10 protein-coding genes are annotated in these 11910 nt (G+C 51.0%); 5 read left to right on the plus strand and 5 right to left on the minus strand.

Translation table 11 applies throughout. The features are described 5' to 3' along the window. Nucleotides 1-256: 256 nt before the first annotated feature. Nucleotides 257-1033, plus strand: a complete 777-nt coding sequence (locus tag HA052_RS22170) for a metallophosphoesterase (protein ID WP_166453630.1) — start codon at nt 257-259, stop codon at nt 1031-1033. 950 nt (nt 1034-1983) lie between these two features. Here HA052_RS22170 and HA052_RS22175 read toward each other — a convergent pair. Continuing rightward, nucleotides 1984-2478: a hypothetical protein gene (locus HA052_RS22175; RefSeq protein WP_166453631.1), complete on the minus strand. Its 495-nt coding sequence runs from the start codon at nt 2476-2478 to the stop codon at nt 1984-1986. A gap of 89 nt (nt 2479-2567) precedes the next feature. Continuing rightward, a complete protein-coding gene (locus HA052_RS22180; protein ID WP_166453632.1) occupies nt 2568-5585 on the minus strand; it encodes a DEAD/DEAH box helicase in 3018 nt (1005 codons plus the stop codon). A gap of 377 nt (nt 5586-5962) precedes the next feature. Here HA052_RS22180 and HA052_RS22185 point away from each other — a divergent pair, with 377 nt between their 5' ends. From HA052_RS22185 to HA052_RS22200, 4 genes are all read left to right on the plus strand, one after another. Further along, entirely contained in the window at nt 5963-6583 is a 621-nt protein-coding gene (locus HA052_RS22185; protein ID WP_166453633.1) for a hypothetical protein, read from the plus strand. A gap of 74 nt (nt 6584-6657) precedes the next feature. Beyond that, nucleotides 6658-7695, plus strand: coding sequence for a toll/interleukin-1 receptor domain-containing protein (locus HA052_RS22190; RefSeq protein ID WP_166453634.1), 1038 nt, complete (start codon nt 6658-6660; stop codon nt 7693-7695). A 225-nt stretch (nt 7696-7920) separates the two neighbouring features. Next, nucleotides 7921-9090 carry a HEPN/Toprim-associated domain-containing protein gene (locus tag HA052_RS22195; protein ID WP_166453635.1) on the plus strand — a complete coding sequence of 390 codons (1170 nt, stop codon included), beginning with the start codon at nt 7921-7923 and terminating at the stop codon, nt 9088-9090. Between the two features lie 240 nt (nt 9091-9330). Further along, complete coding sequence (locus HA052_RS22200; RefSeq protein WP_166453636.1) at nt 9331-9909, plus strand: hypothetical protein; 579 nt, start codon at nt 9331-9333, stop codon at nt 9907-9909. A 293-nt stretch (nt 9910-10202) separates the two neighbouring features. Here HA052_RS22200 and HA052_RS22205 read toward each other — a convergent pair whose 3' ends face one another. The 3 genes from HA052_RS22205 to HA052_RS22215 are packed head-to-tail and all read right to left on the minus strand — an operon-like array spanning nt 10203 to nt 11871. Next, the gene (locus HA052_RS22205; RefSeq protein ID WP_166453637.1) at nt 10203-10502 is read right to left on the minus strand and encodes a hypothetical protein; all 300 of its coding nucleotides are present in this window, start codon (nt 10500-10502) and stop codon (nt 10203-10205) included. Next, on the minus strand, nt 10499-11152 hold the full coding sequence (locus tag HA052_RS22210) for a hypothetical protein (RefSeq protein ID WP_166453638.1): 654 nt from the start codon (nt 11150-11152) through the stop codon (nt 10499-10501). Before HA052_RS22210 ends, HA052_RS22205 begins: the two co-directional genes overlap by 4 nt. Further along, entirely contained in the window at nt 11152-11871 is a 720-nt protein-coding gene (locus HA052_RS22215) for a hypothetical protein (protein WP_166453639.1), read from the minus strand. Before HA052_RS22215 ends, HA052_RS22210 begins: the two co-directional genes overlap by 1 nt. Nucleotides 11872-11910: the final 39 nt, after the last annotated feature.

The following is an 11910-nucleotide window of genomic DNA, read 5'->3' on the forward strand; positions in this document are numbered from 1 at the left end:
GCCGGCGGCGTTCTGGCCCCAGAACCTCGATGGAGGATTTGTTAGTGTGAGTCATAAACACAGTCGTATGCCTATCCCTTAGTTTAAGGGGGAAACGGTGTCCTGTGTTTCAGGGGGCTCGTCCAGTAACTACACCGTACCAATCAACCAGCACATCCAGCGGATCGCCCAATGGAGCCTCCAACAGGCCTAGGCCTCCATACCCAGGCGAAAAGCGGGGTAAGATAGGACGGCTCCTCCAAAATAAGGCATAGCCATGAAAGCTTTGGTGGTCAGCGATCTGCACCTGGAGTTCTCGACACTGGACCTGGATGTTTCTGGCATCGATATCGTTATCCTCGCCGGCGACATCCATCTGGGGACACGTGCCTTTCCATGGATCCAGGCGCAATGCGCAGGCCTACCTGTGATCTATGTGCCCGGCAACCATGAGTTCTACCGCGGGGAATACAGCCGCGTTCTGCGTGATCTTAGGGCGGCCGCTGACAAAACGCCGAACGTTCATCTCCTCGACAAAGAAAGCCTTGTCATCGGCGATATCGAGTTCCTGGGGGCCATCTTGTGGACCGATTTCGCCCTCAACGGGGACACGCCTGAAGAGGTACGCATCGCGGAATCCTATGCTGCGACTCGCCTGACGGATTTCACAGGAACCATTCGTTTTGAGGAGCACGGCAACTTCCGCCGCTTCCGGCCCAGCGACACGGCGTTGCTACACGCTGAGGCCAAGGCTTGGCTCGCCAGCCGCTTGTATGAGCCAAGTGAGAAGAAGCGCGTTGTGATCACACATCACCTACCCTCAGCTCACAGCGTCGCCCCTAGGTTCCAGAACGACCAACTCTCCCCTTCCTTCGCAAGTCGGCTTGATCCTTTGGTAGAGCTCTCTGATGTTTGGATCCATGGACATACCCACGACAGCTTCGATTATCAACTCGGGAAATGCCGGGTTGTCTGCAACCCGCGTGGCTACGTGGTTGCAGGTCGACCTCCGGAAAACACATCGTTTGCACCAGGACTAATCATCACCCTCTGAATGCTTGGGCTACGCGGTCATCAGTGAAAGGTGAATGTTTATGGGGAAATGTTGAGCTCTAAAAATCGTCAGCGTGCGATCAGTAGCTCGTCCTAACGCGTTGTATAACACGGGCACAGACACTCGCGGTGCATGGTCCTGGTCTAGCCGAGCTGATCCGCCCTCACCTTGAGGGTTCTGCTCCCTCCAACGGGCATTAACCTAGTCCACCACATTCATCAGCCATCAGCACGATGCGCTGCGGGGCATCACTCGGCATCAACCAGTCCTTTTACCGCGCTAGGCCGGCCTCAATACCTGACAGTAGTACATCGACTATTTTGTGAACGAATCCGGGACGATGCGCTTGCCACAGCAACACCCAAGCGGCATGTGTCATGCATCAGCGTGTCAGCCATAGGTGATCAAAGCCCAAGCGCATCGTAGCTATGATATTGCGGTTTATCCGGCTGAAACGGGTTTGCGTGGATCTAAATCGCCAATATGCCGGCAACGCTTGACTACCCGACACAGCGCTTCAGCTGCCGCTGCGAAATATTGCACAATCGATGCCTGCAGATCCGCAAGGCATGCTACCGGCTGGCCGAATAAGCGGCTGCGCACCAATTGCTACCTAGGTGGATCCACTGCCATGAGTGGAATGCAGTGCATGCCAGCGAGCTCGCGCGTGGTGCGCTCTACCACTACCCCGAACTCGAGCACAGCCATTGCGGGTCTGCTTCGTGCAGCTACAGCGCTGTCTCGATGCTGAGCGCCACACACATCACAGCACCACTAGGTCAGATCTACAGTGCCGATGAGTTATTTCTCATTGGTCGGCTTCGGCGGCGACACCTTAGGCATCGGAGGGGTCTGCTTTGGAGTTGGCAGACCACGCTCATCAAGAGTCGGTCGGCGGCCAGTGGATGAGGGAACATTTTTATTGGGAGGGATTGCCATGTCATTTTCCTTTATGAGGGATAGAACGTAGAAAAGTAGCTCAATGCAAGTTCTTCTGCCTTATCCGCCTTTTCTGAATCGTCAGGGATCACTGTTGATGGCAGATGTTTCTTCAAGATCTTTTGCTTTTGTAATCGCAAATTAGTTCTAGCTTTATTGATTTCGCCCTCATCATACTTCCCCAAGGCTACATCATGCCATTTGGCTTCAGCCTGAATAAATACCTCCTCAAGCTCGTGGAGCATGGAGGCATATGTCTTGAGTCGCTCTCTGTATGGAAGGTGTGGGCTGATAGCTGCAATAACTTGAGAAAGGGCAATTATCGCTGCCCACAGGAATGACAAATCCTTCCATATTGCCCAAGCACCGATACTTGCGCTGGAAGACACCGCCATGAACATCTTGAAGCGACGGTCGTACTTTTCAGCCTCATGAATATGGGCTTCTACATAGTTGATGTGGACCTTAAGTTGGAAAAGCTCTTTCCAGAAGCGTTCTTGTGCCATGGATGAAATTGCTAGTAATTAGTGGGAGGGTGACATCGACATATTTGGCACCAATAATGGAATTGTAATCAGCACCATTGACACACTCCTTACGGATCAGACACTACGTCAGCCAGCGGCCGCAACATCGCAACCACCGCAGTTCCTACACAGTCGCGCAGGCAATCGTCGTCCAGAGTATTGAGCGCGGCGGCATCGTTGACGCCGATGGAGGCAAGGGCGAGGCATTGTCCGCGAGTTAGTGGCACCGTCAGCTTCGTCAACGGCATTACCGCAGATGGTAAGCCAAACTCAAGCCGCTGTAATATTTCATCCAGCCCCTGCAAGAACTCTGGCTGATCTGGTAGCAGGGTAGATACGATCTGATGCGCTGAGCGCAGATGAAAACGTGTCGCATCGGCAATGCCAATGATATTGCCATAGCTGATGGCTCCAGCAAAAGGAGTCGTCGAGTAGCGCTTTTCCAGCACGTCGACGGTGGTTCCTTCGATCCAGTCGTACAACAACGCGGCTCGCTTGCAACGAGCCCAGAACTCAAACTGGTCGCGGCAGTATCGCTGTAATGCCTGCACCATCTGTTGTCCGAACCGCTGCCCCGCATCTGCAGAACGCACGCTTTCCGATTGCCCTCTCCTCATTACAGGCGTGTAGACCGCATCCATCTCGTCCAGAACTTGGATCAGCGCGAGCATGTGGAATGGCGGCGTCCTGGCGACATCAAGTTGCGCCATCAACTCTACCAAGCGCAAGCCCGACTCGAACGATAGAGACGAAGCGCCGCAGGCTCGTCCAAGAAGAGTCAGGTGGATCAAGTCTCCTTCCCGCTCAGCCAGACCAGCCTGCAACAGACGAGTGATCAGCTCGGCCACGTCGCGCTCGACCAGCGTGATCCACTGAGGATTCGCGCGTGACGCCGAGTAGCCCCCGAAGGTATTGACCAGGAGCCCTGGGATTTCGCTCTCCCGGACACCGCGTACCTGGCTGAGTAGTCGCAACGTCCAGGTCGGCAGGTCGCGCTGCTGGAACGATGACGTCACATCCTCTGGCACCCCCATGACATAACGTTGGAACAACTGTGCGCGTTCCATTGGCGTCTCGGCCAGAATGATGGCCTTGCCGGTCTCGTTAAAACCCAATCGGCCAGCACGGCCAGCCATGTTCTTGTATTCAGCGACGGTGAATTGTCTACCGTCCTCACCGACGAATTTGTTCTCGGCCAGAACCACGGTGGAGGCTGGAGTGTTGATACCTGCGGCCAAGGTTGTGGTCGCGACGAGAGCGTGGATGCCTCCATCTGGTCTGCGGTAGCCCTTTTCAACCGCTTCACGCTCCGCGCGCAGCAGGTTGGTGTTGTGAAACGCCGTACCCCCAGCCAAACACTCCCGCAAGTCCTGCGAGGCCGCCGTCAGGTCCTGCGTGGGCAGCACAGCGAGCACTGCAGCAGCCGGGCCCAGACCCAGTTCCTTAGCGAGGTACTTGGCACACCCTTGGGCTGGTCCACGCATATTGCGGAACACAAGCAGTTTCTCGCCCTGACCGACGAGTTGCTGCGCCAGCGGGACGATCACGTCCTGCGAACTGGGCTTGTCGCGCCGCTGCACGATGCGGCGCGCCGGCAACAATTCCTCCGTCTTGGTTGTCCCATCGGTATCGATATACTGAAACGTACCACGCCGATCGAGCACACCTTCAATGAGCGGCACGGGTCGCTCACGCGATACCAATAAGGGCACATCAAGCCAACGATCGAAACTATTCAGGTTGCCGATGACGGCAGAAAGAACGACTAGTTGAGGCTGGATGCCTAGTTGCCGCGCTCGTAGCAGCAGCGAAAAAATCAGTTCGACCGTAATACCCCGATGCGGGTCGGTAATGAACTGTCCTTCGTCCACAACGACCAAGCCGAGCTGGTTCAGCAAACGCGGAGAGCCCAGCGAAAGATTCAGGAAGGTTTCGTAGGTAAAAAACCCAAGGTCATACCGTCCCGCGAGAACGGGACCGATACCATCCGTTGCATCTCCGCTGCAGCGCACGACACGCAGACCCGTGGCAGCATAGCGCGCACTGAACTCCTCAAACTTCTCATTTACCAACGCCCGGTAGGGCAAGAGAAAAGCTGCCTTTTTACCGGAAATGATAGCCTGGATCGCGGCCAACTCACCGATCATGGTCTTACCTGAACTGGTCGGCGCGACAACCAGCAGAGAACCGCCGGCCAGCACGCCAAACTCGTTCACAGCCCTAAGCTGCAGAGCGTTGAGCCCCTCTGGAAAATCTGCAGTCCACTGCTCAACGACTTCAAGCGGGAATCCATGCGCAGCGAACTCAGGAAATGCACCCGACATCTGCCGTATGGCTTGTACAGGGAAGGTTGCGGCGTAGTTATCACCGCGCTTAAGTGTTGGAAACACTAGGCCGCCTTGCACGCTTCCAAGAAACACAGGGGTCTGCGTGACGCAGATACGCTCAGCCTCGACACGAGCAATCCGAATGATCTCACCGGCGATCTCAGGAAAGCTCACCGACGGGCCAGAGCAACCCGTCCACGCCTCGATGATCGCGTGCGTCAGCAACCCGTGCCCCGTTCCCGGCTGTTCCCACGCAGACTCGTTGGCCGCACACGCAGCCAGCAGGATACGGCCTTCGCCGTAGACGCCAGCAAGGGCGAAAGCATTACGTGGTCTTGCTACGGTTTCGATGACACGCGCGGGCGCCTGCCCGCTGAAGCAACAGTCGAGGATGCATAGGACAGCCCGCGCCTTCGTCGCCTTGAAGGCCTCGGCTAGGTCGGCCATCGACACGGCCGTACCAGCGAGGTTTGCAGGGTCTGTGTCGAACACAACAAGGTTACCATCCGGTGAACCATGCCCGGCAAATGAGATGACAATCACGTCGTCTGGCTGCGCATCCATCAGAATGCCGAGGATGGCTTGCGTAACGTCTGCGTGGGCTGCTGCTTCATCTAGCAACAATCGCGCTGACAGCCCATCGATCGTGTCGGTGAATAACGCCCACAACGCTGTCGCATCACGCCTGGCCCCACTGAGTTCCGGAATCGACGCATCGAGGTGCTTGTTGATACCAACAAAGATTGCCTTAATTGCCACATTACCCCCTATCCAAACCAAGCACCGATTTCTATAGCACGTTGACCGCCTTAACTGAAGCCACCCTCATCACATCACCGAATGGGGCTACTCCGTAGGGTAGCCTGTTGAACCAGTCGTTAGTAGGGCCTGACCTGTCCCCGCACACAGTACCGGACTGAGTTAGACAATCTGCAGCTGATCGACTCCACTTTGGGAAGGCCGAAGATCATGACATAATGCCATAGTAATTACAAACAAACACAACCCGACCTTGCTACAGCTCGCATCTGGGTAGTAGCCAGCCGGTCGCGGTGCTAGCAAAACCGAATGGCTTTGCAACAATAGGGAATCAGCATGAGTTGCAATAGCAAAGTATAAATAAATAGGAAAATGTAATGAAGTTGATATCTACAGCAGATGTTCCATCAGAAAAACTTTATGAGCTACGAGAAAGTTTGCGACCCGATATTGACATCAAAATACAAGATAGCAAGGTTTTCTTACTATCAGCTGAGCCACCTTCCTGGATTCAATTCATCGCCAACTCGGATTGGTGGATAAAAAGTTTTGCGGCAATGTCTGCACTTTATGTTGCAGAGATAGTTAAAGAGGCAGCAAAAGATACTTGGGAAAATCGGTCAAAAATTATAGCCATGACTATTGGTAGCACCAATAAAATCAAAATTTTTGCTGAAAAAATTATACACTTTAAGCGTTCAATAAAGGAAAATACCGAATTAGTTTTAGTGCTACCAACCCCTCATGAGCATAGAGGCTGTAGCTTGCTTCTTGATACCAAAGACCCTCATGACCTATCATTACAGCTAGCCCTTTACATTCATCACTTGCCAAGAGTGGAAAATCTTATCAGGTCAAATATATCTGGCCCAAATAACATAGCCACAGGGGTTGCTCTAAGCTTACTACCTTCAGGTGCATTGCAAGTAAGCTGGCTTGATTACCCATCCCTGGAAAACCAAGTACACATTTTAGAAGTTGAATTAAACAATATCTAAAAAATTGAAAAACCCTGCTGACACCGTCTTATACTACAGACATTAAGCATGTCAAAACTCAACAGAGTATCAAAATGTCTCTTAGAAAAAAGAAAAATGAGATTCAGCGCCTAATAAATGCCTTCGAACATGAAGCCGATAAATTTCACGATTTAACATTCAGTGTTTTTTACATAACTGATAAAGGCGCAACCGAAAATCGCATATTCAAATCACCAAATCACACAATAATGTTATGGCAATACTACGGAAAGATTGACCGTAAAAATGGAGCTGAATCATTAGTTAACGACTTAATGAGTAGCGATCTTCAATGGGGAGTGAGAGGATCAAAGCTATCTGCATTCGCTGTAGTTGAAGGAGAAAGCTGCAATCTCTTTTGCAGAATGGCAAAAAGAGCTGGATGTCTATTCAACAAAAAGGAAGCATCCACATTACAGTCTCGCATAGTTAGTGACATACAACAAGCCGAGCAAGATGGGATATTCATACCAGCCGCAGCCGTCAATTCAAACGAAATGGCCATCTGGTTAAATTATTTACTTTACCACACATCCAAATCAAACCCAGGAAAAGAGAAACAAAGAAGAATCGAGCCAGATCCATTTTCTTTATCTCTACTCGCCCTAGAGGCGTTACTTGACAATCCATCGATAGAGAAAGCAGATAAATCAATGAGCAAAATTGACCAAATAAATTTCAAAGTCGCGATGTCCTTTCCAGGGGAGCATAGGAAATATGTTTCCAAAATAGCAGACCATCTCCGAAATAAACTCGGAAAAGATCAAGTATTTTATGATTTCGACTATCAATCTCAACTGGCCAGACCTAATCTAGATACGGTTCTACAGAAAATATATCGTGACAACTCTGATTTAGTTGTAGTGTTTTTGTGCAAGGAATACGTAGAAAAAGAATGGTGCGGATTGGAGTGGCGAGCGGTCAGAGATATAATTAAAGCAAAAGAAAACGACAGAATTATGTTCATCAGGTTTGATGATTCACAAGTAGATGGAGTATTTTCTATCGATGGCTATATTGATGCAAACCGCTTTACAGAAGAAAAAATAGCAGAATTTATCCTGGAAAGAGTCCAGTTAGTTTCCCAATAATGCCTGATCTGGATGCAGAAGAAATTACATGCAGTGCGCGCTCGCCCTGTTAGACAGTTCAACGGCTAACATCTGCTGTCAATTACTACTTTAGGTCAAAAGCACGCGCCCCATGAAACGGAAAGCTGACGTTTACGATTTGTGAAGGGAAATGTCTGGTTGGCAGGCTGGAACGCACTGATATCAGATGAAGTATGAGCAGCAAGCCTAAAAGAAGGGGAATCCATGGGGTCCATGATTTCATTGAGCGTAGGTAGGATAGACATTGACTGGGGCAAGAACGAGTACTTTATCAGCCATCTGGACCTTTTCCAGGCTGGAGACGAAGGCGTCAACGACTACAACTATGTGGCGACCGATGGTTCCCCCATCGTTGAGTCGAGTGTGTGTCTAGGGCGTGTGCTAAGTCGAGTGGAGCCCAGGTTGGAAATGCTAGGATACACTGCGGCGTCGCTGGAGGCTCGTCTGGCCAACTGGTTCGGTAACGATGACGACGTGCCAAAGCCTTCTCTTGATGCCCTCAAGCATGCATTAAGCACCTTTGATTGGTGGCAAGGCCGTGAGGCGTACGTTGATTTCGGTGAGGCGATAAGGATCGCATACGCGCAAGCCCCGGGATCGAGCGTACTGCCGTCTATCGACCCTAGGTTCATTGCGTTTGAGCGCCCTATCGACCCCTATCTAGTCCTCCGCGTTCTGGCCGATATGGAGGAGTACTCAGATCTTAGGGTTTGCTGGAATTTTGCTGATGTTCGGGACGGCGGCTACGTCGATGAGAGTAGCTTTGAGGTACGCCCTCCTAGTAGCCGCTGGATGGTTGTGACCGAAGGCTCTTCAGATACATTCGTGCTTCAGAGGGCCTTGGAAAAGACCCATCCAGACATAGCCGACTTTTTCGAATTCATTGACATGTCCACCGGGAACCCGTTTCCGGGTGTTGGCAACTTAGTGGCCTTTTGCAAAGGATTAAGCCGGATTCGGTACTCGGGCAACATGTTGCTTGTTCTTGATAATGACACCGCTGGTCGCAAAGCGCTGATGGACATTCAGGCACTCGGATTACCTACTACGGTAGTCGTCACATGTTTGCCTGATCTGGAGCAGCTTCGGAGGTTCAAGACGCTGGGGCCAACCGGAGATAGCATCGAAGATGTGAATGGCCGCGCAAGCGCGATCGAGTGCTTCCTTGACCTGTCTGCTAGGACTGACCCGCCTGCGATCAGGTGGACCACCTATGTACCACAACTGCAGCAATACCAGGGCGAGCTCATTGCCAAAGATGATTATGTCGCCGACTTCAAGCGTACTGGCCGGAACAGCAATTATGACTGGTCCAAGCTACAGTTACTGTGGCAACACTTGGTGGACTGCTGCACGGGGGAAAGGTCAACATGATATGCCGCATCCAGCCCCCTAGGCTCCATCTTTGCTGTAGAACTTGCACGTCCATGTCGCCCGGTTGATTGATGGTTATACGGGCTAACACATGACAAATAGCTTGAAAAACAAGGTATTTAGGTACAATAATGGCTGCCAGCAATATCAATAGATATAAGCATCTTCGTGTCCGTATAAACACTGTTATAACCAATGGGAGTTGTTCCTAACTTCCCCAAAGAGCAGGTCAAGAGCTAGATGACTTCATTGAACGAAGAAATTTACTACAGTCATTTACTAAATTTAGATCTCAACGCTGAGTTGAAGCAACTAACGAATCATCGTTTCGACGATTGCGTAACAGTTCTTCGCATTCATTTGATGTGCGAACAGATGCTCGTCGCATGGATATGTGCAACAAAAAACGATCCGAATCATTTTAATAATCAAAAGCATAAGCCAACCTTTTCCGAAAAACTTAAATTGGCATCCAGGTTAGGCTTCCCGGAACCAATAGAAGAGGCTTTTTCTATAATTAATGACCAGAGGAATAACTTCGCCCACGATATAAAATTCAAATCAATCGATGCCGGCTTCATACATAAGTTGACAGCGATTGTTTCAGGGTTTAATGGGCGAGGATTTGATCCGGAAACTATTTCAGTAATGAAATCGAATGGGGTTAAGTACGCTGTAAATTGTGCACACACACCGGATAGTTTCAAACTATGCATCATCTACTTCTCCATCCAAATGAAAATCAGTTTTTCTGTGTCTCCGAGCAACAAGCTGTCGGAGGGAGGCTCCAAAACAGCGGTAATTACTATCGCTCTGTAGGGGTGTTGGTTACGGTCTAACATCAAATGCTGGCGACGCGCGTTGTCGCGCGCGCCTGATTACGTGCTGTTAATGTCAGCTAGCTGAATTGATGCGGTCGTTCATCCTCCATAAAGCAGCCCTTGCGTTTCCATCTGTCGTCTATCGGAAAGCAAAATGGAAATCCTGCTCTCGGCCAGGAGGCGACGTTCGAATTCTCCATCACGTTGTCATTCCATCGACCACTTCGCTTACACAGCTGACTTTGATAATCCGGCGATGTTACCTGATAACAAACGGCCAAATGGGCGCTGCTAGACCGCTGCCGGAACAAGTAGTTGACATCCTTGTCTGAAAATGAAATCAGTCTCGGCCTCTTCGCTATCGGTCATAATGATCAAGTGAATAGGCCATACTGAGGAAAGCTCATAAAGGGCGCTGCGAACTGACAACACCTCACTTGCATCGCGGCATACGGCGAGCAGGTCGATGTCATTGAACGAACTCTGCCCATGGAAAAAAGAGCCAAACCCATACCACTTCGTATTGGGCAGCTTCTCTTGCAAACCTGCTAGCGTATTCAATATCTCGGCAAGTAAAGAACTGATCATCATGGTCTATTCAGACGGCCGAGTAGGCCACCAAGCATATAAGTTTCAACTTGGAGCTCTTCCGCTACACTTTTCGCCCCGCCCGTAGGCTTTCCATTTGGGTTACTGATGAGCACGAGGTCAAAGCGACTGTATCGCTCGCGAGCAGTTCGTAGATGCTCACCAGTAAGTTCGTACTCATACAAAGCAAGCACACGCACGTCGCCCGCCCCGTGCCTATGAACCAAAAATAGCCGGTCTGCTTCACGAGTGATGCCAGAAACCTTGGTATGTTGCCGCAGTGCTCGCTCAATGAAAGCGAACTCGGACTTCACATACGCTCTAGGATCCTCTTTCGCGATGCATGACTGGAGATCCCCCATACCACCAAATGCAACCCCCGCAGCACGGGTCACTTCAATTGCCGAACCAGTCCAAATTCCATGAGAAGGAACATTTATAACGATGTCGACAGTTGGGTCTGAGGCAAGCACATCCCTAACGTCCTGCGCGCTGACGCTTAACTTAGAGACAATCCCGGCGACATAGGGTGGATAGTCCTCTCTCGAGATTCGAATCGATCGCTCACCGACTTTCTCGACACCTAAAACACCTTGCTTCTTCGCCATGGTCTGCGCAACCCAGGCAGTCGTTTCTTCAATCGTGCGGGCCATCAGACCTCCGTCATTATTGTCGCCATGTCGGCAGGAAATCGAGTTTGGTTAGCTGGCGCTACGTCTGTCAGATGACGCAATGTGAGGTCATTGACATGTTGCCGGAACTGCTCTAGCACCAACAGCTCATTGGCAGTCATTAGCTCACGGTTGACATCGAGAACTGCAAGTATCCGTCGATTGTTCGGTAGGATCTGAGCCCTCATCGCAGCTTGCCATTTTGTAGCAATTTCCGATTCTGGATTTTCATTACAAGGCTGCTCCGGGTTCAGTACATCAAAAAGTGCCCGATTTTCAGCCAAATGTCGCTCGATTGCCTTTCGCACTTCTGACCGGCTGGCGTACTTCTTGGCACCGAACACTTCCTGTAGCACGACTTGGTGGCGTGCTTTCCACTCGTGAAGAAGCGCAGGCGGGTAGTCGCTTTCCGCTTTGTCAATCTCCGTATGACAGGACGAGCACAGGACTATCAAGTTTTCAAATGCTCCGCGTTCGGCTACGGAGAGTGCCCCGGGGGCGCGGGGCCCATCATCATTAGCTGCAAATACGTGCGCCAGTTCTGCGACATGAATAATTTCAGTTCCGGTCTCCCTGAACAGCGGCGCGTTACAGCTCGGGTTTTGGCAATAGCCCCCCGAAGATGCAAACAGCCTCTGCTGTGTGACCCGATCAGGTGCGGCCTTTCCTCGACTTGCCATACTTACCTCAAGGTTGCTCATGGGACGTGACAATCATAAGGTAAAGATCGTTGTCGTTCA

Origin of the sequence: Chromobacterium fluminis (assembly GCF_011602385.1) — a bacterium.
GTDB lineage: Bacteria > Pseudomonadota > Gammaproteobacteria > Burkholderiales > Chromobacteriaceae > Chromobacterium > Chromobacterium fluminis.

Coding starts and splice junctions, on each gene's coding strand:
- HA052_RS22215 (WP_166453639.1), bottom strand. CDS start 11,871: ATGAGCAACCTTGAGGTAAGTATGGCAAGTCGAGGAAAGGCCGCACCT.
- HA052_RS22195 (WP_166453635.1), top strand. CDS start 7,921: ATGGGGTCCATGATTTCATTGAGCGTAGGTAGGATAGACATTGACTGG.
- HA052_RS22175 (WP_166453631.1), bottom strand. CDS start 2,478: ATGGCACAAGAACGCTTCTGGAAAGAGCTTTTCCAACTTAAGGTCCAC.
- HA052_RS22200 (WP_166453636.1), top strand. CDS start 9,331: ATGACTTCATTGAACGAAGAAATTTACTACAGTCATTTACTAAATTTA.
- HA052_RS22170 (WP_166453630.1), top strand. CDS start 257: ATGAAAGCTTTGGTGGTCAGCGATCTGCACCTGGAGTTCTCGACACTG.
- HA052_RS22210 (WP_166453638.1), bottom strand. CDS start 11,152: ATGGCCCGCACGATTGAAGAAACGACTGCCTGGGTTGCGCAGACCATG.
- HA052_RS22205 (WP_166453637.1), bottom strand. CDS start 10,502: ATGATGATCAGTTCTTTACTTGCCGAGATATTGAATACGCTAGCAGGT.
- HA052_RS22185 (WP_166453633.1), top strand. CDS start 5,963: ATGAAGTTGATATCTACAGCAGATGTTCCATCAGAAAAACTTTATGAG.
- HA052_RS22190 (WP_166453634.1), top strand. CDS start 6,658: ATGTCTCTTAGAAAAAAGAAAAATGAGATTCAGCGCCTAATAAATGCC.